Below are 19,887 nucleotides of genomic sequence, written 5' to 3'. Positions count from 1 at the left end.
ATGGCCCTCATCAAGGAAATCGACTACGGCACCCCGATCCGCGTCTCGGACAAGACCGTGACGCTGACGATCGACGGCAAGTCCGTCACCGTGCCCTCCGGCACCTCGGTGATGGCGGCGGCGATGCAGGCCGGCACCGCGATCCCGAAGCTCTGCGCCACCGATTCGCTGGAGCCGTTCGGCTCCTGCCGGCTCTGCCTCGTCGAGATCGACGGGCGGCGCGGCACGCCGGCCTCCTGCACCACGCCGGCCGAGGACGGCATGGTGGTGCACACCCAGTCGGACAAGCTCGCGCGCCTGCGCAAGGGGGTGATGGAGCTCTACATCTCCGACCATCCCCTCGACTGCCTGACCTGCTCGGCCAACGGCGATTGCGAATTGCAGACCCAGGCCGGCACGGTCGGCCTGCGCGAGGTCCGCTACGGCCATGACGGCGCCAACCACGTCTCGAAGAATTCCGAGCTCTACCTGCCGAAGGACGAGTCGAACCCGTACTTCGCCTACGATCCGTCGAAGTGCATCGTCTGCAACCGCTGCGTCCGGGCCTGCGAGGAGGTGCAGGGCACCTTCGCGCTGACCATCGCGGGCCGCGGCTTCGATTCGCGGGTGGCGGCGGGGCCGACCGACTTCTTCAACTCCGAATGCGTGTCCTGCGGCGCCTGCGTGCAGGCCTGCCCGACGGCGACTTTGCAGGAGAAATCCGTCATCGCCATGGGCCAGCCGGAGCATTCGGCGGTGACGACCTGCGCCTATTGCGGCGTCGGCTGCTCGTTCAAGGCCGAGATGCAGGGCGACCGGATCGTCCGCATGGTGCCCTACAAGGACGGCAAGGCGAACGAGGGCCATTCCTGCGTCAAGGGCCGCTTCGCCTACGGCTACGCCACCCACCGGGACCGCATCACGAAGCCGATGGTGCGGGACAGGATCACCGATCCCTGGCGCGAGGTGTCCTGGGAGGAGGCGATCCAGCACGCGGCCACCGCCTTCAAGCGCATCCAGGCGCAGTACGGCCGCGACGCGATCGGCGGCATCACCTCGTCGCGCTGCACCAACGAGGAGGCCTACCTCGTCCAGAAGCTGGTGCGGGCCGGGTTCGGCAACAACAACGTCGATACCTGCGCCCGGGTCTGCCACTCGCCGACCGGCTACGGCCTGATGTCGACGCTGGGCACCTCCGCCGGCACCCAGGACTTCAAGTCGGTCGAGCAGGCCGACGTGATCCTGGTGATCGGCGCCAACCCGACCGACGGCCACCCGGTCTTCGGCTCGCGGATGAAGAAGCGCCTGCGCCAGGGCGCCAAGCTGATCGTCATCGACCCGCGCCGGATCGACCTCGTGCAATCGCCCCATATCCGGGCGGCGCATCACCTGCCGGTCAAGCCCGGCGCCAACGTGGCGGTCATCAACGCGCTCGCCCACGTCGTCGTGACGGAAGGCCTGGTGGACGAATCTTACGTCCGCGCGCGCTGCGACCTGAAGGATTTCGAGATCTGGGCCCGCTTCATCGCCGACGAGCGCCACGCGCCGGAGGCGGTGCAGGAACTGACCGGCTGCGACCCGGCCGAGGTGCGGGCGGCCGCCCGGCTCTACGCCACCGGCGGGGCCGCGGCGATCTATTACGGCCTCGGCGTCACCGAGCACAGCCAGGGCTCGACCATGGTGATGGGCATGGCGAACCTCGCCATGGCGACCGGCAACATCGGCAAGCCGGGGGCGGGCGTGAACCCGCTGCGGGGCCAGAACAACGTCCAGGGCTCCTGCGACATGGGCTCGTTCCCGCACGAGCTGACCGGCTACCGCCACGTCTCCGACGACGCGACCCGCGAGACCTTCGAGGCCCTGTGGGGCGCGCAGCTCTCGCCCAATCCGGGCCTGCGCATCACCAACATGCTCGACGAGGCCGTCGCCGGCACCTTCAAGGGCCTCTACATCCAGGGCGAGGACATCGCCCAGTCCGATCCCGACACGCACCACGTCACGGCGGGCTTGCGTGCGATGGAGTGCATCGTCGTCCAGGACCTGTTCCTCAACGAGACCGCGAAATACGCCCACGTCTTCCTGCCGGGCGCCTCGTTCCTGGAGAAGGACGGCACCTTCACCAATGCCGAGCGGCGGATCAGCCGGGTGCGGAAGGTGATGGCGCCCTTGGGCGGCTACGGCGACTGGGAGGGCACGATGCTGCTCTCGAACGCGCTCGGCTACCCGATGACTTACACCCACCCGTCCGAGATCATGGACGAGATCGCAGGCCTGACCCCGAGCTTTGCCGGCGTCTCCTACGCCAAGCTCGAGGAGCTCGGCTCGATCCAGTGGCCCTGCAACGACAAGGCGCCGCAGGGCACGCCGATGATGCATGTCGACCGCTTCGTGCGCGGTCTCGGCCGGTTCATGCTCACCGAGTTCGTGCCGTCCGACGAGCGCACCACGCGAAAGTTCCCGCTGATCCTGACCACGGGTCGGATCCTGTCGCAGTACAATGTCGGGGCGCAGACCCGGCGCACGGCGAACTCCCTGTGGCACCCCGAGGACGTGCTGGAGATCCACCCTTTCGACGCCGAGAGCCGCGGCATCGTCGACGGCGACCTCGTCAGCCTGGAGAGCCGGTCGGGCGACATCGCGCTCAAGGCCCGGGTCACCGAGCGGATGCAGCCGGGCGTGGTCTACACCACCTTCCACCATGCCAAGACCGGCGCCAACGTCATCACCACCGACTACTCGGACTGGGCGACGAACTGCCCCGAGTACAAGGTGACGGCGGTGCAGGTTCGGCGTACGAACCGGCCGTCCGATTGGCAGGCCCGGTTCTATGAGGAAGACATCTCCCTCACCCGCATCAGTCAGACCCTCGATGCCGCCGAGTAGCGGTGTCGCGACGAGTCGTCCCGTCCCGACGCGGATCGTCGCCTACGGGCGCGGCGCGGCGCGGGCGGAGGACCGTCCGCTCGCCGTCGAGATGCCGGTGAACGTCGTCTACGGCGACGTGCCCTACGCCGTCATGATGACGACGCCGGCCGACCTCGAGGATTTCGCCTACGGCTTCAGCCTGACCGAAGGCATCGTGGCTGGTGCCGACGAGATCCGCGGCGCGGTGGTCGAGGCCGGGGAGGGGGGCTTGCGCCTCGTCGTCGACCTCGCTCCGGGGCGCCTGCGCGAGCACCTCGCCCGCAAGCGGGCGCTGTCAGGCCGCACCGGCTGCGGCGTCTGCGGCATCGACGACCTGAAGGACATCCCCCGGGCCGAGCGGGCTTCGGCGAAGGGCGTCACGGTCTCCCTCGCGGCGGTCGAGCGGGCGGTGCAGGCCCTCGACGACCTCCAGGTGCTCGGCCGCGCGACGCGGGCGGTCCACGCCGCCGCCTGGGCGACCCGCGAGGGCGACATCCTGGCTGTGCGCGAGGATGTCGGCCGCCACAACGCCCTGGACAAGCTGATCGGCGCGCTGATGCGCACCGGCACCCGGCCGGAGGACGGCTTCCTCGTCATCACCAGCCGCTGCTCGTTCGAGATGGTCGAGAAAGCCGCGAGCTTCGGCGCCGCCGTGCTGGTGGCGATCTCGGCCCCGACCTCGCTCGCGGTCGAGCGCGCCGCCCTGCACGGCCTGACGCTGGCGGCGATCGCGCGGCGCGACACCGTCACCCTGTTCACCGCCCCCGAGCGCCTGACCGTTCCGTAAGTCCTCCGCCGTGAGTGTGTCGCAATGAGCGCCGTCGATCCCAACGAGAAGCTCGTCCGCATGGCGAACCAGATCGCCGCCTTCTTCCGCGCCTACCCGCAGGACGAGGCGGTGGCGGGCATCCACAAGCACGTCACGGCGTTCTGGACCCCGCGCATGCGCGACCAGCTCGTCACGTATTGCGAGGACGGCGACCACGGCCTCGACCCCCTGGCGCTGACCGCCCTGAAGATCGTGCCGCGGGCGCGCAGCCCGATCCCGGACGCAGTCGCGGATCCGCAGGAGCAGGGGCTGGGGGCGAGCGACGCGGGATGAGGCGGCTCGCCACCGGCACATGCTTGCCGGCGGAATTGACCTATGGTCAGCTGAAAGGGTGATCGAGCGGAAAGCGCCAGGGCGTCACGGCCCCACGTCCGGCGAGCGGCCGGGCGTCTCGGGCGAGAGCCTCGCCGATCACGAACCTTGGAGGCGTCGATGGTGTGGTTTCTGCCACGCTTTCGCGTTTCGGTGGTCTACAAACGAGTGCGGAGGACCAGCGTGACTCTGATCCTCCGCGTCCAACTCGGCTAGAGTAGCCCCGAAAGGAGCGAGGAGCGGGAGCTCCTCGCTCCACTCCAGGGTCGAATTGTATGGCCCACTGACCGGCAGTCAACACGGTCGAGCGCGCGTCACATCACCTCCACGGCGATGTTCGGCAGCCGGATCGCGAAGGTCGAGCCCGGCGCGTCCGCGTGCGTCTCGGCGGTGGCGCGGCCGCCATGCAATTCGGCGATGCGCTTGACGATCGAGAGGCCGAGGCCCGTCGAGCCCTCGCCGGCGGTGGGCTTGGCGGAGAGGCGCTGGAAGCGGCCGAACAGGCGCGCGGTGTCCTCGGGCGACAGGCCCGGCCCGTGGTCGCGCACGGCGTAGATCGTGTCCACGTCGTCGCGGGCCACCGTGACGACGATCTCGGCCCCGACCGGCGAGTACTTGATGGCGTTCGAGATCAGGTTGTCCATCGCCTCGCGCAGGCGCTCGGCGTCGCCGCAGAGATAGAGGCTGTCGGGGATCTCCGAGCGCAGGGTCTGCCGCTTGGTCTCGGCGAGCGGGACATTGGCCTGCGACACCTCCCGGGCGAGGCCGGCGAAATCGACCGGCTCGCGCCGCAGCGTGATGTCGAGGGCGTCGTTCATCGCGTCGGCGATCAGCGTCTCGATCATGCCGGTGAGGCGCCGGGCGGTGTCGCGGATGTGCCCGATCTGGGCATGCATCGCCTCCGCCGGCTGGGGCCGGGCGTCGATCATGTCGCCCAGCATCTCGGCCCGGCCGAGGATGACGGCGAGCGGGTTCTTCAGGTCGTGGGCGACCGTTCCCAGGATCTCGGTCTTGAGCTGGTTGGCGCGGCGCAGGTCGGAGCGCTGCATCGCGAGCCGGCGGTTGGCCCGCATCAGCTCGGCGGTGCGCTCCACCACCCGCTGCTCCAGGCCGATATTGGCCCGCTGCAATTGCTCGTAGAGGATCACGTTGTCGAAGGCGACCGACAGGCGCGAGGTGAACAGCGCGATCAGGGCCCGGTCGGTCTCGGCGAGCGAGCGGTCGGCCTTGAGCAGGGCGACGATCTCGCTGCCGCTCGCGGTATGGACGTAGAGGGTCGACCACTGGTCGCCGAAGGTGTGGCGCCGCTCCGCAAAGGCCCGGGTGACGATCGCCCGCACGTCGGCGTCGAGGGGCCGCCCGTCCTCGCCGACGAGGTGCTGGTAGCAGCCCGAGCCCGCCAGCACGCTGACCGCGTCCTGGGGACCGGTATGGTCGCGCAGCACCAGGATGCCCTCGCAGGCGACGTTGAGCAGCGACGCGACCTGCGTCAGCACGCCCTCGGCCAGGCGCTGCATCGACTTGTAGTCGAGCAGCATCGGGGCGGCGTCGATGATGATCTCGAGCCCGCGCCGCGTCTCCTCCAAGCGCTTGAGCTGCTGGTAGGCGCGCAGGGCCGCGGTGAGGCTGGTGAACAGCTTGTCGGCGGTGAGCTCGGTCTTCGCCTTGTAGTCGTTGATGTCGTAGTCGACGATGACCCGCCGCTCCGGCGCCTGACCGGGCTGGCCGGTGCGCAGGATGATGCGCACGGTGTCGTCCTTCAGCTCGCGCCGCACGAAATCGACCAGCCGCAAGCCGGCGTCGTCGGTCTCCATGACCACGTCGAGCAGGATCACCGCGACGCCGCCCCGGCGCGCCAGCAGGGTCCTGGCCTCGGCCGCCGAATAGGCGGAGACGAGCTCCAGCCGCGCCCCGTCGAGGCGGTAGCCCGACAGCGCGAAGCGGGTGCCCTCGTGCACGGCGGGGTCGTCGTCCACCACGAGGACGGGCCAGGTGGCCGCCGCGGCGCCCTCGCCGGGTTCGTCGTCCGGCATCAGGAAGAGGATGTCGTCGTCGCTCATCGACCGTCCGCGAGAAGGGCCCGGCCCGGGGCCGGCCGGCAAGGCTGATGCCCCGCAACGTGGCGGCGAAGGGGCGCGAGGACAAGATCGCGGCAGATGAGGTGCTCCGCGCCGCCCGGCGCCGTCCGCCACGGCGCCGGCGGCATCTTGCCGCGACAGCCGGACGATGGGAGCAGGCGCGAACAGCCGGAGGTCACGTCTTGTGCGCGAGAGCACATCCCGGACGGCGCCGATCAGGACGCAATGTTCGAGCAACAGATCGCCCCTACAAGCGCCACGCTTGCTGACGAGGGAGACAGGCCATGCTTCACGTGGTCCCGGGACATGCCGGCGCGACCGCCGCTCCCCTGCCGGAGGATGCGCCCTGGCGACAGGACCCGCCCTGGCGGCAGGATCTCGACGCCCTGAACACGCTGCTGCAGGATTCTCGCCCGCGCGGCCCGAGCCGGGCCCAGATCGCCGCCCTGATCGAGGCCGAGGCGCCCGGCGCCCTCTCGGCCGCCTCCCGTGCCCGGATCGCCGAGCGGCTCGCGGGCATCCTCGCCCGGTCGGAAGGCGGCCGGGCCTGACGCCACGATGAGGTGAGGACAAGTCAAGCGCCGCACCCTCACGGTTAGGTGCGACACGTGGACGGGACGCGTCCGGCGCGTCATTGTCGTCGCCAGCGCCCCGGGCCGCGGGGCCGTTCCGGCACGGGATCGCGGGATGATGGCGAGGCTGCGACGCGGGGGTGAAGGGCTGGCTGGGCGGCTCTGTCAGGACCTCGCGCCGCGTGCCCGCGCGGCGTGGGGCGCCGCGCGGGGCGGCACGACCGGACCGACCGCGCCCGAAGCTCCCCACGCATGGGCGATGCGATGACGGGCGCCGCTCCGCACGTCGTCGTGGTGGACGACGAGGCCGATGCCCGCGCCATGGTGGGCGACTACCTGCGCATGCACGGCTTCGAGGTCAGCCTGTGCGACGGCGGCTCCGCCCTGCGGCGGCGCCTGGCCGAGGTCGTGCCGGACCTGATCGTCCTCGACCTCAACATGCCGGAGGAGGACGGGCTCTCGATCGTGCGCGACCTCAAGGGGCGCTCGAGCGTGCCGATCATCATGCTCACCGCCACGGCAAGCCCGATCGACCGCGTGGTCGGCCTCGAACTCGGGGCCGACGACTACCTGCCGAAGCCCTGCGAATTGCGCGAGCTCGTGGCCCGCATCCGCTCGGTGCTGCGCCGGGCGGCGCAGGCCAGGGCGGCCCCGGCCGAGCCGGCGGCCCCGCCGCGCCCCGAGGGCGGCGTCCGCTTCGGCCGGATGATCGTCGACACCGAGACCCTTCGCCTGCGCGACGAGGCCGGCACCGAGCAGATCCTGACCCGCTCCGAATACGCCCTGCTCAAGGCCTTTCTCGACAACCCGAAGCGCGTGCTGACCCGGGAACGCCTGCTCGACCTCGCGGATGCCCGCGACCCCGAGGCCTTCGACCGGGCGATCGACGTGCGGATCAACCGCATCCGCAAGAAGGTCGAGCCCGATCCGGCCAACCCGCGCTTCATCAAGACCGTCCGCGGGATGGGCTACGTGTTTCGGCCCGACGGGGATTGAGGGCGAGGATCGAGGGCAAGGATTGAGGGACAGCCCCGCGGCCGGGGGGCTTGATGAATGGGGGATGTCTCTCCACGCTATTCCGGGAGAATGCCGTCGCGCGTATGAGCGGCGGGCGGAGCGTCGTGCGCCCGCCAGCCCTGCCGAGGAGAAGGCCGTTGTCGTCCAGCCCCGCTCCCACCCTCTCCGGCGCCGATCCGGTCGCCGGCATCGTCGATCCGGTCTGGCGGCGGCTGCGCCAGGAGGCCGAGACCGTGATGCGCGACGAGCCGCGCCTCGCCTCGTTCCTGTTCGCCAGCGTGCTCAACCACGCCACCCTCGAATCGGCGGTGGCACACCGGGTCGCCTCGCGGCTCGGCCACCCGGCGCTCACCGCCGACCTGATCGCCCAGAGCTTCGGCGAGGCGGTGGCGGACGATCCCGGCATCGGCCAGGCGTTCCGGGCCGATATCGGCGCGGTCATCGACCGCGACCCGGCCGCCGGGCGGGCGATCGAGCCGGTCCTGTACTTCAAGGGCTTCCACGCCATCCAGGCCCACCGCCTGAGCCATTGGCTGTGGACCCGCGGCCGGCGCGACCTCGCGCTCTACCTGCAGAGCCGCTCCTCCGAGGTCTTCCAGACCGACATCCACCCGGCGGCCCGGATCGGCCGCGGCATCTTCCTCGACCACGCCACCGGCCTCGTGGTCGGCTCGACGGCGGTGATCGAGGACGAGGTCTCGATGCTGCACGACGTCACCCTCGGCGGCACCGGCAAGCATGGCGGCGACCGCCACCCGAAGATCCGCCAGGGCGTGATGATCGGCGCCGGCGCCAAGATCCTCGGCAACATCGAGGTCGGCGCCCGGGCCCGCGTCGCCGCCGGCTCGGTGGTGCTGCAGGCGGTGCCGCCCTGCACCACGGTGGTGGGCGTGCCCGCCCGCGTGGTCGGCTCGGCCGGCTGCTCCGACCCGGCCCGCGCCATGGATCAATTCATCCACCTGATGGACGGGATCTGACGCACGGCCAAGGCGTCACGTCAAAGGCGTCATGGTGCAGCCGTCGACGCCAAGCCGCCGCCTTGCCCGCTCGTCCCCGCCGTGGCAAGGCGGGGCGTCCCGTCCCCGGGACCGCCGCGGCACGCCCGGCGGGGAGGGGGCGTCGTCGCATCCCGGAGCCCGCCTGCGGCCTCGGGGTCCTCGTTGAAGGCGGCACGCGCCGCGTCCCGCTCCGGGCGCGGTCGCTGCCCCGCCAAGCGCGTGAAGAGGCCAGCGTGAACAAGACCGAGATGACGAAGGTGGAAGGCTATCTTCGCCGCACGTTCGCGAACCACAACATCCGGCTCGTCGCCCGTCCCAAGAAGACGGACTCGGCCGAGGTCTATATCGGTGAGGAGTTCATCGGCGTGTTGTCTGTCGACGACGAGGACGGCGACCGCTCGTTCAACTTCTCGATGGCGATCCTCGACACCGACCTGGACGAGTAGTTCGGGACGGGTCGTCCCGGGACCGTCACGGGCTGGAGCCGAACAGCCGCTCCAGCCCGGCGAGACCGGTGCTCCAGGACGGCAGCCGCTCGGCCGAGAAGCGCAGCCGCAGGGCGAGGTTGCCGATCCGGATCTCGGAGAGGCAGGCTGCATCCGGCTCAGGACTCGGGCCGGTGGCGCAGCGCGCGGCGAACCGGCTGCCCTCGCCCTGCGCGAGGTAGAGATCCTCACCCTCGAACGGCGTCCCGGCGCGGAAGCGCCGGCGCATCAGGCCCTCGGGCAACGGCTGCGCCTCCGCGGTGAGGAAGCGGGCGTAGCGCCGGGCCGGGCTCAAGGGGGCCTCGGTCTCGGGCGCCCGGGTGGCCGTCACCCGCATCAGGCCGGGAAGGCGGCTGTCGGTCAGATCGCTCCAGGGAATCGCCAGGTCGATCCGGTCGGGCACCGCCTCGGCGGCGGCACCGGGCCGCACGAGCCAGGCCGCCGGCAGCACCAGGGGGCGGGCGGTGAGCGCGCTCACCACCACCGGCCCGGCCGGCGCTGGCGGACGGGCGAGCCAGGCGGCGACGATCCCGGTGAGGCCGAGCGCACCGGCGAGCCCGAGGGCCGCCGCCAGCATCAGGCGCCGGTCGATCGGGCGGCCCGTCACGACGGGCGGGGCCGGCCGGCCGGCGCGCATCGACCGCACCGCGTCCCGTTCCATCCGCGCCGCTGCGGCGCTCAGTGCAGGCCCCATGGCGCCCGCCTCCGATTCGTTCGCTCGATGCCCGACAAGGGCATGTCCCGCGAACGTTCGGCTGCGACCGTTAACGGCCCCTTACCGGAGCGGGTGCGCGACCGGGATTATTGTGGCGCCGACGCCCCATGCCGAGGGGATTCCCGCAACGGGACCGGCGTCAGAGACCTGTGGATAACGAAAGATTAACCATAACCGGAAATCGCCCCTGGCGCAGGGTGGGACGAACGTGCCCGCAGGAGCTTAACCTCCCATGAACCTGTCGCCCTCCGCCCTCGAGAACCTCCAGACCCTGGTGCTCGGCCTCGCCTTCGCGGGCCTCCTGGCCAGCGCCTTCGAGTGGGCGACGGCGCGGCGGGCGAGCTTCCGCCTGCTCCAGAGCGGCGGCCTCGTGGCGATCGCGTCCCTGCCGCTCCTCGCCTTCGGGGCGCCCTTCATCATCCTGCGCAACACCGTGCGCGGCCGTCGGCTCGAGGGCCGGCCGATCCCGTTCGTGATGCTGGCGACGATGCTGGCCTGCGGCTGGAGCCTGGTCTCGGGGCGCGTGGTGCTCGATCTCGCGCACCTGGTCTCGGGCGTCTGAGGGGGCGCCCTCGCGCCCTCAGCGATTCGCCGTGGTGATCGGCGAGGCGATGCCGTTGAGCGACACCCAGGCGAGGCCGTCCTGGCCCTCGCGCTTCACGTAGGTATAGCCCGTGCGCTGCCAGGGCAGGATGGTGTTGGTCTTGTTGTCGAGGATGTAGTCGCCCCGGTCGGTGCGGACCATCAGCACCGCGTGGCCCTCGCCGATCTCGTCGATCACCACGGTCATGCGCAGGGCCCGGCGGGCGAGGCCGCGCTCCACCAGCATCCGGCGCTTGAGGAGCTGGTAATCCTCGCAATCGCCCATGCCGTCGTCCGGGAAGTCCCAGCGGTCGACCACGCCCCAATGGTCCTGGTCGATCATCGGCCGGATGCGGCTGTTGACGCGCCGGTTCACCGCCGTGAGCGTCCGCCACAGGGCCGGCGTCATCGCCAGCACCGTCGGTTCGCGCGTGTCGACGGCGCATTCCGCGGGGTAGCGGTTGCAGAAATCGGTCCAGGCGCTGACGGGCCGCGCCGCGCCGCCGCGCTCGATCGCCACGCTGGCGTCGGGCAGGGACGCGAGGGTCTGCGTCTGTCCCTGCGTGGTGGCGCCGCCGATCAGCAGCAGCGTCCCGAGAAGTCCCAGCTGCGCCGCCCGGGCGCCGCGCATCAGGAGGCTCTGGCGATCGACATGCCGCGCATCGACATGGCTCGCCCGGCCGAGGCCGTCCATCACTGCCCGCATTGCCCCATCGACCTAGCTTGGTTCTTGCATCCAAGCTGCCACGGGGACGGACGGTGCTCAACCGAAAAATTTAAACCCTGGTAAACGCCCCTGCCGCACTTTGGTTCCAATTCGATACGCAGATTTCTTAGCTGATTCGCCGGCTCACCGGTTGGCCGTCACGGTCGGGGCGGTGGCGCCGCCGAGGGACACCCAGGCCGCCGCCTCCTGCGATTCGCGCTTGATGAAGGTGTAGCCGGTGCGGTGCCAGGGCAGCACGGCGCTGGTCTTGTTGTCGAGGACCAGATCGCCGCGGTCGGTGCGGATCATCAGGACGGCGTGGCCCTCGCCCTTCTCGTCGATCACCACGGTCATCCGCATGGCGCGGCGCGGCAGGCCGGCCTCGGCCAGGAGCTTGCGCTTGAGGAGCTGGAAGTCCTCGCAATCGCCCGATCCGTCCTCGGCGAGGTCCCAGCGGTCCGGCACGCCCCAGTGCTCCTGGTCGGTCACGGCCCGCAGGGAGGTGTTGACCTGACGGTTGACGGTCGTGATCGTCTGCCAGAGCCGGGGCGTCAGGGAGATCTGCGCCGGCTCGGACACGTCGACCGCGCATTCCTGGGCGTAGCGGGCGCAGAACTCGACCCAGCCGACGATCGGGCGGGCCTGGCCCAGCTCCTGGGCGCCGCTGCTCGGCATCGGCAGGGCCGCCAGCGTCTGGGCCGCCGCGCCACCGCCCTGGGCCGTCAGAAACGCCGCCGAGACCATCGCCGCGCCGACCAGAACCCGCTTCACCGCTCGTCCGAAACCCGTGGTCATCGGTGCCATCCCCTTCGTTACGAAGGAGAATGGCCGCCGAACCGCTCGGCCGCGCTGAAATGGATCCGCGCAATTTTATCGATCGGCCCGCCCGGTGTCGGGGCCCGAGAACAGGCCCAAGACCACGCTCAACTGTTCCGACAAAAGCCGCAGCTGGCGTTAGGGGGCGGGTGACCTTAACCGGACGTTCCGGGCTGGATCGGCGCCTGGTAGGACAGGCCCATGTCCCACGGGAAATAGATCCAGGTGTCCTGGCTCACCTCCGTGACGAAGGTGTCGATCAGCGGCCGGCCAGCCGGCTTGGCGTAGACCGTGGCGAAGTGGGCCTCCGGCAGCATCGCGCGCACCACCTGGGCGGTCTTGCCGGTATCGGTGAGGTCGTCGAGGACCAGCACGCCGCGGCCGCGACCGTCGCCGATCGCCCGGATGCTCGGGGCGACGTCCTTGAGCACCGTGAGGGCGCCCTGCTCCTGGTAGTCGTGATAGCTCGCCACGCAGACGGTCTCGACGAGGCGGATGCCGAGCTCGCGCGCCACGATCGCGGCCGGCACCAGCCCGCCGCGGGTGATGCACACGATGGCCTCGAAGGGACCTGCGCCGGCGAGCCGCCAGGCCAGCGCCCGGGCGTCGCGGTGGAACTGGTCCCAGGAAACGGGGAAAGCCTTGTCGCTCGGGGCAGCCATGATCGTCCTCAGTTCCGCTCGGCCTGGAGGCGCGCCACGAGCGCCTCGATCGCGCTGCGGGCCGCCGCCAGCGCCTCCGGCTCGCGCCCGCGCACCACGATCTGGTTGCGGAAGCCCGCCGGGGTCATCGACGGGTAGGAGCCGATCGAGACGCCCGGATGCGCCTTGGCGATGGCCGCGAGCCCTTCGGCGTAGCCGCCCTCCGGCAGGTTGCCGGCCTCGATCGTCTCGGCGATCACCCGGGCGCCGGTCTTCAGCCGCGGAGCGACCGAATCCAGCATCGCCTGCATGATCGAGGGCACGCCCGCCATCACGATCACGTTCTCGATCATGAAGCCCGGCGCCTTCGAGATCGGGTTCTCGATCAGCTCGGCCCCGAACGGGATGCGCGCCATGCGCAGGCGGGCCTCGTTGAGGTCCTCCGGCTTGATCCGCTCGAGCAGCATCGCCTTCGCCCGCGGATCGACGTCGATCCCGACCCCGACCGCCTGCGCCACGCAATCGGCCGTGATGTCGTCGTGCGTCGGCCCGATGCCGCCGGTGGTGAACAGGTAGGTGTAGCGCGCGCGAAGCGCATTGACCGCCCCGACGATCTCCTCGGCCACGTCCGGCACCACCCGCACCTCGCGCAGGTCGATGCCCGAATTGGTGAGGTACTCGGCGATGTAGCCGATGTTCTTGTCCTTGGTGCGCCCGGACAGGATCTCGTCGCCGATGACCAGGATGGCGGCCGTGACCGGGGCGGGGCTGGCGTCAGGCATCGGGCGTCCTCGTGGCGGCGCTGGCAGGGTTGGGAATCGCCTTATCGCGGCGCTGCCGGCCGCTCAAGCGTGACACTCCGGCCCCCTCCGGGGTAAGCGCCGGGAATGCCCACCGACATCGCCTTTCCCCGATGCGCTTCCCCGGCCCGCTGACCGAGGGGCGGCTGGTGCGCCGCTACAAGCGCTTCCTCGCCGACGTGGCGCTGCCCGACGGCTCCCTCGTCACCGCCCATTGCGCCAATCCGGGCGCGATGCTGGGGCTCGTCGAGGCAGGCCGGCCGGTGCTGCTCTCGGCCTCGACCAACCCGGCCCGCAAGCTCGCCTGGTCGTGGGAGCTGGTCGAGGCGGACCTGCCCGGCGGGCCGCAATGGGTCGGCATCAACACCGCCCGGCCGAACGCGCTGGTGGCCGAGGCGTTTCGCGAGGGGCGCCTGCCGCCGCTCATGGGCGCAACGTCCTGGCGGGCGGAAGTCGCATACGGCCGTGCGAGCCGCGTCGATTTCCTGGCCGGCGACGCGGCCGGCCCGATCCATGTCGAGGTGAAGAACTGCCACCTGATGCGGCAGGCCGGCCTCGCCGAGTTCCCGGACTGCGTCGCCGCCCGCAGCGCCCGCCACATGGACGAGCTCGCCGAGGTGGTCCGCCTCGGCGGGCGCGCGATGGTGATCTGGGTGGTGCAGATGCGGGCCGAGCGCTTCGCGGTCGCGGGCGACCTCGATCCGGGCTTCGCCGCGGCCTTCGGCCGGGCCCGGGCGGCGGGCGTGGCGGCGCACGCCTTCACGTGCCGGATCGACGCCACCGCGGTGACGATCGGGACGGAGATCCCGATCGTCTGAACTCCTACCAGCGGCCGGGCCCCGGCTCGTCGTCCCAGTGGCGGTGGCGCCGGGCCCAGCCCCAGCGGGGACCATCGCGATAGCCGTCCCGGTATCCGGGAGCCTCGTCGCAGACCCGGACCCGGCGCACCACCTCGTCGTCGTCGGGATCGATGCGGCGCTTGACGAAGACCCGGCAGGTCTCGGGCGCCTCAACGTAGCGGGGCGGGGGAGGGGGTGCCGGGCGCCAGTCGCCCCGTCCCTCGAACCGGGGCGGCGGCTCGTCGAGGTCGGCGGCAGCGACCGGCCCTGCGAGGGCGAGGAGCGCGAGGGCGCCGAGGAGGAGAGAGCGCGAGGAACGCGCGGTCATGGCGGACAACTCTTGATTGGCGACGCGGGGCGGTGGTGACCGCCGGCATGTCGCCAACCTCGCGCGTCGGCGTTGAACTGCAGCTGAAGCCGGTGTTGTGGAACTGACAGGGTGGCGGCGGATGCTCCGCCGCGAGATCCCCTACTTCGTCGCCGCCACCACGATCCGGGTCCGGCTGACGAAGGCCCGCGGATCCGCACCCTGGTGGCCGTAGAGGTCGCGGTTCACCGTCACGCTGCGATTCCCCAAGGCCTTGCGGCATTCCTCCTTGACGAATGTCTCGCCCAGCGGCGTCTCGTCGCCGGTGGGCTTCCGCTCGGCGCAGGTCCAGCCGTCCTCGCCCCAGTGGCCGCGGGCCTGCAAGCCCAGGAGATGGCCCTTCTTGCGCAGGTAGAGCGGCACCGCGTCGTCGGTCTCGATCACCAGCCCGCCGATCCGGGCATCGTCGCCGACGAGCAGCGTCAGGCGCGCCGGGTGGCCGGCGACCCGGGTGCCGTTGCGGGTCGTGCCGTCGGCGTAGGCGAAGCCGATGGCGCGCTGGCCCTTCGCGTCCGCCGGGCAGGCGCGCCAGTCGCCCCAGCCCGACAGCGTCCGGGCCGGGCCCTCCCGGCAGGCGAGGTCGCCGTAGCCGGTGGGCGAGATCTCCGAGACCGGCATGCCGACCCTGAGGTCGCGCAGGTCGGGCAGGTCGGGCCCGGCCGCCAGGGCCGGTCCGGTGCAGAGGAGCGCGAGCAGCGCCGTCCGCTCAATGCGAAGCCGTCGGGGCATCGGAGCCCTCCTTCTTGCGGTAGATGTCGCAGGCCCGGGAGGTCGCGCCGAAGAACGTCGTGCATTCCTCGAGCGTCGGCTCGCCCTTGCCCTTGAGCTGGGTGACGACGTAAGTGGCCACCGCGTCGATCTCCGGCGGGCGCAGGAACACCGCCGTCTCCGGCGGCATGCTCGACCCCATATCGGCCTTGAGAGAATCGTAGCACTTCACCGTGTCGTAGGCGCCGCGCAGGTGGTAGGGCATGCCGGTGCCGGGCCGGCCGCAGCGCACCACCTCGGCGACCTGCTCCTTGTCGAGCTGGGTCTTGCGCAGGGACAGGGCCTCGCCCCCGTAACCCCCGCCGCCGCCGCCGTGCCACTTGTGGCAGCCCGAGCAGGCCTTCTTGAACACCGCGAGATCGCCCTCGCCGCCCCCGGTCCGGGCGCCCTGCGCCCAGGCCGGGGAGGCGAGGAGGCCGGCGAGCAGCGCCGGCAGCAACAGTTTCCGCATCCGCATGAACCTCTTGGGCGGCGGGGCACCGTCGGCGCCCCGCCCTGACGACATCAGCTCAGAGCGCGAAGACGTAGAGCATCGAGCCGGTCTGGATGTTCTTCAGCTCCGGGGTCGAGTCGATGAACCACTTGTCCCAGGCGCCGCCGAGGCCGACCAGGATCGCCAGGTACTGCTTGCCGTCGACCGTGAAGGTCATCGGCGGGGCGTTGACGCCGCCGCCGGTGCGGAACTCCCACAGCTTGTCGAGGCTCTTGGCGTCGAGCGCCATCACGCCGCCGGAGGGCTCGCCGGTGAAGACGAGGTCCGGCGTCGCCAGCATGCCGCCGAGCAGCGGGAACTGGGTCTCGTGCTTGCCGGCGACCTTGCCGGTCTTCACGTCGATCGCCGTCACGCTGCCGGTGATCCGGAACGGCTGGCTCGGCCCGCCGCCGGTGAAGAACTCCCGCGGCTTCAGGCTCGCCGTCGTCATCGCCTCGTGGGTGACGCGGTTGCAGCTCTCGATGACCGGGATGTACCAGTATTGCAGGTTCGGATTGTAAGCGGTCGGCGGCCAGTTCTTGCCGCCCATGTTGCCGGGGCAGAAATCGGCGTTCTTGTTCTCGGCCGAGGGCGTCGCCGACGGGATGTAGCGCTGCACGTCCTTGGTCGGGTCGTACTCGAACGGCTTGCCGGTATCGGGGTTGATGCCCTTGGTCCAGGTCACCTTCTTGACGAACGGCGTCGCCCAGACGAACTGGCCGGTGGTGCGGTCGACGGCGTAGCCGAAGCCGTTGCGGTCGGCCTCGATCGCCAGCTTGCGACCGCCGACATCGACCAGCAGGTTCTCCGACACGCTGTCATAGTCGTAGGGGTCGTTCGGCGTGTGCTGGAAGTGCCACTTGATCTTGCCGGTCGTGGCGTCGAGGGCCAGCGTCGAGTCGGTGTAGAGGTTGTCGCCGGGGCGGTAGGCGTTGTCCCAGTCCGGGCCCGGATTGCCGACGCCCCACACGATGGTGTCGGTGTCGGGGTCGTAGGTGCCGGTGACCCAGGTCGAGCCGCCGCCGCTCACCGCGGCGTTGTTCGGGCCCTTCCAGGTCTCGTAGCCCGGCTCGCCCTTGCCCGGGATGGTATGGGTGCGCCAGACCTCCTTCTCGGTCTTCAGGTCGGTGGCGGCGATCCAGCCGCGGATGCCGTACTCCGCGCCGCCGACGCCCGAGATCGCCATGCCCTTCACGATGAGCGGCGCGCCGGTGATCGTCTCGCCCTTGTCGGGATCGGCGACCTGGCGCTGCCAGGCGACCTGGCCGGTCTCCTTGTTGGTGGCGATCAGGCGCCCGTCGAGGGTGTGGCTGACCACGAGGTCGCCCCAGAGCGCGACGCCGCGGTTGTTGACGCCGCAGCAGGCGACCGCGCCGGCCCATTCCCGGTCGGTCTTGGGGTCCATCTTCCAGATCAGCTTGCCCTCGCCGCCGCGGGTGTCGATCTTGTAGACCGAGCCCCAGCCGTCGGTGACGTACATCATGCCGTTCTCGACGATCGGCGTGCCCTCGAGCCCGCCGTGGCTCCAGATGCCGCCGCCCTCGATGCCGCCGAGATGCATCGTCCAGGCGACCTTGAGGGTCTTGACGTTGCCCTTGTTGATCTGGGTCAGCGTCGAGTAGCGGTGGCCGGCGAAGTTCTTGTGGTGATGGATCCAGTTGCCCTCCTCCTTGTCGGCGTTCAGCAGGCGTTCCTGCGTGACGCCGGCATCGGCGGCAAGCGCTGGGGAAGCGGGCAGAGCGCCGGCCGTCAGGGCGGCAAGGGAGGTCGCGGCGAGGATGCGCCGCGCCGTGCGGGACGTCGTCATGGTGGTCTCCTCCAGGCGGCCGTCATTGGGATTGCTCGCCGCGGCGCGGGCAGCCTCGCGACCGGGCGTCGACGATTGCAGTGTCGTTCAAGCGACGTTGCGCAAAGCCACTCTGCTCGACCTCTTGCTCTTGCATCATTCCCGCGACCGGCGACCGCGGCGTCAGCGGCCTGATCCGGCCGGCGGAACGATGATCAGGGGCCGGCGCGGACATCCACCGGCACGTCGAGCGCGCCGGCCTTGCGGAAGCTCGCCTGGCAGGTGAAGCGCTCGCCCGCCACCAGCGGCTGGCGGGTCTGGAGCAGCATCACGTGCATGCCCTCCGGCGTCAGCGCGGTCTCGCCCGAGGCCTTGAGGGCGATCGTCTGGACGGGGCGCTTCGAGGGCGGGCCCTCGCCGCCCTTGTCCACCGTGACCCGCTCGCTGAAATTCGCGAAGGGGCAGCGGAACCGGACCAGCGCGTCGGCCTCGGCGGCGCGGTTCATGACCGTCAGATGCAGGGGTATGTCGGCGCCGACCCTGTCCGTGGCAGCCACGGAAGCATGCAGCACGTCGATGTCGCCGGCGATCGCCGGCGCGCAGCCTAGAGCCACCGCAACGGCCACGCTGTTCGTCCAATAAAACAGACGCCTCTTCAACGGCATGGCGCTGCCGTCTCGGCGTCAAGACGCGACATGGACGCGAACATCCATTCACCTCCCTCCGGAAGAGCTTCGCCTTTTGGCGGCGAATTGCCCACGAGGGTAGCCCGCACCGGTGCCTCGTCAAGATCCGGGAGGAACGCGCGGCGGAAAATCGCCCGCGACGAATGCACTCCCATCTAGCGTCCAGCCCCCTCCCGCGGCGGGCCGGGTCGCGCTAGATTCGAGGGTTGTCCTGTTCAGCAAGGGAGAGCGCCCGATGGCCGACACCGATCCGGAACCGGCGCCGACGCGGGGCCGCTTCGACGTCGGGGCGATCGCCGCCGCCCTTCCCGAGAGCGCCGCCACGATGCTGGTCGACACCTATCTGACCGACCGGCCGGCGGCGAGCGCACGGGTCTTCCGCGTCTACCGGCCGACGCCGGCCCATTACCACGCGGGCTGCGACGAGTACCTCTACGTGCTCTCCGGCCGCGGCACATTCTGGATCGATGATCCCTCCGACGAGGCGGAGTTCGGCCCCGGCCAGCTGCTGTTCTTCGAGCGCGGCCTCGTCCACGCGATGCCGCAACTCCTTGAGGAGCCGGTGGTGTTCCTCTCCGTCGACACGCCCCGGCGCGCGCCGACCGACGTGATCTTCGTCGATCCGGCTACCGGCACGGCCGAGAGCTTCATGGCCCGCAACGCGGCCTCCGATCCGGCTTGACCTCCCGGGCCCCGGCCGCGATGCACGGGGCATAACAGCGGGAGGCGACGGCATGACGGGTGACGGCAAGGTGGCGCTGGTCACGGGCGCGGCGCGGGGGATCGGGCTCGCGACGGCGCAAGTCTTCCTGGAGGAGGGCTGGCGCGTCGCCCTCCTCGACATCGACGGCGCGGCGCAGGAGCAGGCCGTGGCCGCGCTCGGCCGGCCCGACGACACCCTGGCGCTCACCGGCGACGTCGCCGACCCGGAAGCGGTCACGGCGGCCGTCGCCGCGGTCGATGCCCGGTTCGGCCGCCTCGACGCGCTCGTCAACAATGCCGGCACCGCGGTGTTCAAGCCGCTCCTCGACACGAGCCATGCCGAATGGGCTCGGGTCCTTGCCGTGAACCTGACCGGGCCGTTCCTGTGCGTGCAGGCGGCCGCGCCCGTGATGGCGCGGGGCGGCGGCGGCGCGGTCGTCAACATCACGTCGATCTCGGGCCAGCGCGCCTCGACCCTGCGGGTCGCCTACGGGACCAGCAAGGCGGCGCTCAAGCACCTGACGAAGCAGCAGGCGGTCGAGCTCGCGCATCTCGGCATCCGGGTCAACGCGGTCGCGCCGGGCCCGGTCGACACCGCGATGGCCAAGGCGGTCCACAGCCCGGCGATCCGGGCCGACTACCACGACGCGGTGCCGCTCAACCGCTACGGCCTCGAGCGCGAGATCGCCGACGCCGTCGTCTATCTGTGCGGGGCGCGGGCGAGCTACGTCACCGGCCAGACCCTCGCGGTCGACGGCGGCTTCGACGCGGCCGGCATCGGGCTGCCGACCTTGCGGCGGGATCTCGCCGGACGCTGAGGCTCCTCCGTGTTG

The 19,887-nt window shown here is 70.9% G+C and carries 22 protein-coding genes; 11 read left to right on the top strand and 11 right to left on the bottom strand.

What is annotated here, in order from left to right; translation table 11 throughout:
• The 3 genes from fdhF to EU555_RS08205 are packed head-to-tail and all read left to right on the top strand — an operon-like array spanning nt 1 to nt 3,985.
• The gene (gene fdhF / locus EU555_RS08215) at nt 1–2,862 is read left to right on the top strand and encodes a formate dehydrogenase subunit alpha (RefSeq protein WP_135414183.1); all 2,862 of its coding nucleotides are present in this window, start codon (nt 1–3) and stop codon (nt 2,860–2,862) included.
• Nucleotides 2,849–3,670, top strand: coding sequence for a formate dehydrogenase accessory sulfurtransferase FdhD (gene fdhD / locus EU555_RS08210; RefSeq protein ID WP_245524193.1), 822 nt, complete (start codon nt 2,849–2,851; stop codon nt 3,668–3,670). The genes fdhF and fdhD overlap by 14 nt, the downstream gene beginning before the upstream one ends.
• A 24-nt stretch (nt 3,671–3,694) precedes the next feature.
• Nucleotides 3,695–3,985 (top strand): formate dehydrogenase subunit delta, encoded by a 291-nt coding sequence (locus EU555_RS08205; RefSeq protein ID WP_135414181.1) that lies wholly within the window; start codon nt 3,695–3,697, stop codon nt 3,983–3,985.
• A gap of 353 nt (nt 3,986–4,338) precedes the next feature.
• Here the strand turns inward: EU555_RS08205 and EU555_RS08200 are convergent, their stop codons facing one another.
• Complete coding sequence (locus EU555_RS08200) at nt 4,339–6,084, bottom strand: ATP-binding response regulator (RefSeq protein WP_135414180.1); 1,746 nt, start codon at nt 6,082–6,084, stop codon at nt 4,339–4,341.
• 302 nt (nt 6,085–6,386) lie between these two features.
• Here EU555_RS08200 and EU555_RS08195 point away from each other — a divergent pair, with 302 nt between their 5' ends.
• The 4 genes from EU555_RS08195 (at nt 6,387) to EU555_RS08180 (ending at nt 9,135) form a co-directional block, all read left to right on the top strand.
• Nucleotides 6,387–6,653 (top strand): hypothetical protein, encoded by a 267-nt coding sequence (locus EU555_RS08195; RefSeq protein ID WP_205820840.1) that lies wholly within the window; start codon nt 6,387–6,389, stop codon nt 6,651–6,653.
• 285 nt (nt 6,654–6,938) lie between these two features.
• Complete coding sequence (locus EU555_RS08190) at nt 6,939–7,670, top strand: response regulator (protein WP_135414307.1); 732 nt, start codon at nt 6,939–6,941, stop codon at nt 7,668–7,670.
• Between the two features lie 158 nt (nt 7,671–7,828).
• Complete coding sequence (gene cysE, locus EU555_RS08185) at nt 7,829–8,668, top strand: serine O-acetyltransferase (RefSeq protein ID WP_135414179.1); 840 nt, start codon at nt 7,829–7,831, stop codon at nt 8,666–8,668.
• A 269-nt stretch (nt 8,669–8,937) separates the two neighbouring features.
• Complete coding sequence (locus EU555_RS08180; protein ID WP_425375099.1) at nt 8,938–9,135, top strand: DUF3126 family protein; 198 nt, start codon at nt 8,938–8,940, stop codon at nt 9,133–9,135.
• Between the two features lie 25 nt (nt 9,136–9,160).
• Here the strand turns inward: EU555_RS08180 and EU555_RS08175 are convergent, their stop codons facing one another.
• Nucleotides 9,161–9,868, bottom strand: coding sequence for a hypothetical protein (locus EU555_RS08175; RefSeq protein ID WP_135414177.1), 708 nt, complete (start codon nt 9,866–9,868; stop codon nt 9,161–9,163).
• 253 nt (nt 9,869–10,121) lie between these two features.
• Between EU555_RS08175 and EU555_RS08170 the strand changes: the two genes are divergently transcribed.
• Complete coding sequence (locus tag EU555_RS08170; RefSeq protein ID WP_135414176.1) at nt 10,122–10,451, top strand: DUF6949 family protein; 330 nt, start codon at nt 10,122–10,124, stop codon at nt 10,449–10,451.
• Nucleotides 10,452–10,469: 18 nt separating this feature from the next.
• On the opposite strand, the gene EU555_RS08165 is transcribed toward EU555_RS08170, so the two are convergent.
• The 4 genes from EU555_RS08165 to EU555_RS08150 form a co-directional block, all read right to left on the bottom strand.
• A complete protein-coding gene (locus EU555_RS08165; protein ID WP_135414175.1) occupies nt 10,470–11,177 on the bottom strand; it encodes a transglutaminase-like cysteine peptidase in 708 nt (235 codons plus the stop codon).
• A 144-nt stretch (nt 11,178–11,321) separates the two neighbouring features.
• Nucleotides 11,322–11,972 (bottom strand): transglutaminase-like cysteine peptidase, encoded by a 651-nt coding sequence (locus EU555_RS08160; RefSeq protein ID WP_135414174.1) that lies wholly within the window; start codon nt 11,970–11,972, stop codon nt 11,322–11,324.
• A gap of 176 nt (nt 11,973–12,148) precedes the next feature.
• A complete protein-coding gene (gene gpt, locus EU555_RS08155; protein ID WP_135414173.1) occupies nt 12,149–12,655 on the bottom strand; it encodes a xanthine phosphoribosyltransferase in 507 nt (168 codons plus the stop codon).
• An 8-nt stretch (nt 12,656–12,663) separates the two neighbouring features.
• Nucleotides 12,664–13,416, bottom strand: coding sequence for a competence/damage-inducible protein A (locus tag EU555_RS08150; RefSeq protein WP_135414172.1), 753 nt, complete (start codon nt 13,414–13,416; stop codon nt 12,664–12,666).
• Nucleotides 13,417–13,547: 131 nt separating this feature from the next.
• Between EU555_RS08150 and sfsA the strand changes: the two genes are divergently transcribed.
• A complete protein-coding gene (sfsA, locus tag EU555_RS08145; protein WP_135414171.1) occupies nt 13,548–14,252 on the top strand; it encodes a DNA/RNA nuclease SfsA in 705 nt (234 codons plus the stop codon).
• Nucleotides 14,253–14,256: 4 nt separating this feature from the next.
• On the opposite strand, the gene EU555_RS08140 is transcribed toward sfsA, so the two are convergent.
• The 5 genes from EU555_RS08140 to EU555_RS08120 form a co-directional block, all read right to left on the bottom strand.
• Entirely contained in the window at nt 14,257–14,601 is a 345-nt protein-coding gene (locus EU555_RS08140) for a hypothetical protein (RefSeq protein ID WP_135414170.1), read from the bottom strand.
• Between the two features lie 141 nt (nt 14,602–14,742).
• Nucleotides 14,743–15,369, bottom strand: a complete 627-nt coding sequence (locus EU555_RS08135) for a hypothetical protein (protein ID WP_135414169.1) — start codon at nt 15,367–15,369, stop codon at nt 14,743–14,745.
• Nucleotides 15,347–15,859 (bottom strand): c-type cytochrome, encoded by a 513-nt coding sequence (locus EU555_RS08130; protein WP_135414168.1) that lies wholly within the window; start codon nt 15,857–15,859, stop codon nt 15,347–15,349. The genes EU555_RS08135 and EU555_RS08130 overlap by 23 nt, the downstream gene beginning before the upstream one ends.
• Before the next feature lie 58 nt (nt 15,860–15,917).
• Nucleotides 15,918–17,687: a PQQ-dependent dehydrogenase, methanol/ethanol family gene (locus EU555_RS08125; protein ID WP_135414167.1), complete on the bottom strand. Its 1,770-nt coding sequence runs from the start codon at nt 17,685–17,687 to the stop codon at nt 15,918–15,920.
• A gap of 194 nt (nt 17,688–17,881) precedes the next feature.
• Nucleotides 17,882–18,292, bottom strand: a complete 411-nt coding sequence (locus EU555_RS08120; protein WP_167858489.1) for a copper chaperone PCu(A)C — start codon at nt 18,290–18,292, stop codon at nt 17,882–17,884.
• Between the two features lie 295 nt (nt 18,293–18,587).
• Here EU555_RS08120 and EU555_RS08115 point away from each other — a divergent pair, with 295 nt between their 5' ends.
• Complete coding sequence (locus tag EU555_RS08115) at nt 18,588–19,034, top strand: cupin domain-containing protein (RefSeq protein ID WP_135414165.1); 447 nt, start codon at nt 18,588–18,590, stop codon at nt 19,032–19,034.
• A gap of 52 nt (nt 19,035–19,086) precedes the next feature.
• Nucleotides 19,087–19,872 (top strand): SDR family NAD(P)-dependent oxidoreductase, encoded by a 786-nt coding sequence (locus EU555_RS08110; protein WP_135414164.1) that lies wholly within the window; start codon nt 19,087–19,089, stop codon nt 19,870–19,872.
• Nucleotides 19,873–19,887: the final 15 nt, after the last annotated feature.

It is taken from the genome of Methylobacterium nonmethylotrophicum (assembly GCF_004745635.1).
GTDB lineage: Bacteria > Pseudomonadota > Alphaproteobacteria > Rhizobiales > Beijerinckiaceae > Methylobacterium > Methylobacterium nonmethylotrophicum.
Note: the sequence above shows the minus strand (reverse complement) of the source record. Positions and strands in the feature narration are given on the sequence as shown.

Bases quoted from the DNA above. Each gene is read 5' to 3' on its own strand.
- EU555_RS08190 (WP_135414307.1), top strand. From the start codon at position 6,939: ATGACGGGCGCCGCTCCGCACGTCGTCGTGGTGGACGACGAGGCCGAT.
- EU555_RS08115 (WP_135414165.1), top strand. From the start codon at position 18,588: ATGGCCGACACCGATCCGGAACCGGCGCCGACGCGGGGCCGCTTCGAC.
- fdhF (WP_135414183.1), top strand. From the start codon at position 1: ATGGCCCTCATCAAGGAAATCGACTACGGCACCCCGATCCGCGTCTCG.
- EU555_RS08180 (WP_425375099.1), top strand. From the start codon at position 8,938: ATGACGAAGGTGGAAGGCTATCTTCGCCGCACGTTCGCGAACCACAAC.
- EU555_RS08205 (WP_135414181.1), top strand. From the start codon at position 3,695: ATGAGCGCCGTCGATCCCAACGAGAAGCTCGTCCGCATGGCGAACCAG.
- EU555_RS08125 (WP_135414167.1), bottom strand. From the start codon at position 17,687: ATGACGACGTCCCGCACGGCGCGGCGCATCCTCGCCGCGACCTCCCTT.
- EU555_RS08175 (WP_135414177.1), bottom strand. From the start codon at position 9,868: ATGGGGCCTGCACTGAGCGCCGCAGCGGCGCGGATGGAACGGGACGCG.
- EU555_RS08150 (WP_135414172.1), bottom strand. From the start codon at position 13,416: ATGCCTGACGCCAGCCCCGCCCCGGTCACGGCCGCCATCCTGGTCATC.
- EU555_RS08200 (WP_135414180.1), bottom strand. From the start codon at position 6,084: ATGAGCGACGACGACATCCTCTTCCTGATGCCGGACGACGAACCCGGC.
- EU555_RS08110 (WP_135414164.1), top strand. From the start codon at position 19,087: ATGACGGGTGACGGCAAGGTGGCGCTGGTCACGGGCGCGGCGCGGGGG.
- EU555_RS08160 (WP_135414174.1), bottom strand. From the start codon at position 11,972: ATGACCACGGGTTTCGGACGAGCGGTGAAGCGGGTTCTGGTCGGCGCG.
- sfsA (WP_135414171.1), top strand. From the start codon at position 13,548: ATGCGCTTCCCCGGCCCGCTGACCGAGGGGCGGCTGGTGCGCCGCTAC.
- fdhD (WP_245524193.1), top strand. From the start codon at position 2,849: ATGCCGCCGAGTAGCGGTGTCGCGACGAGTCGTCCCGTCCCGACGCGG.
- EU555_RS08170 (WP_135414176.1), top strand. From the start codon at position 10,122: ATGAACCTGTCGCCCTCCGCCCTCGAGAACCTCCAGACCCTGGTGCTC.
- EU555_RS08135 (WP_135414169.1), bottom strand. From the start codon at position 15,369: ATGCCCCGACGGCTTCGCATTGAGCGGACGGCGCTGCTCGCGCTCCTC.
- EU555_RS08130 (WP_135414168.1), bottom strand. From the start codon at position 15,859: ATGCGGAAACTGTTGCTGCCGGCGCTGCTCGCCGGCCTCCTCGCCTCC.
- gpt (WP_135414173.1), bottom strand. From the start codon at position 12,655: ATGGCTGCCCCGAGCGACAAGGCTTTCCCCGTTTCCTGGGACCAGTTC.
- EU555_RS08165 (WP_135414175.1), bottom strand. From the start codon at position 11,177: ATGCGGGCAGTGATGGACGGCCTCGGCCGGGCGAGCCATGTCGATGCG.
- EU555_RS08195 (WP_205820840.1), top strand. From the start codon at position 6,387: ATGCTTCACGTGGTCCCGGGACATGCCGGCGCGACCGCCGCTCCCCTG.
- EU555_RS08140 (WP_135414170.1), bottom strand. From the start codon at position 14,601: ATGACCGCGCGTTCCTCGCGCTCTCTCCTCCTCGGCGCCCTCGCGCTC.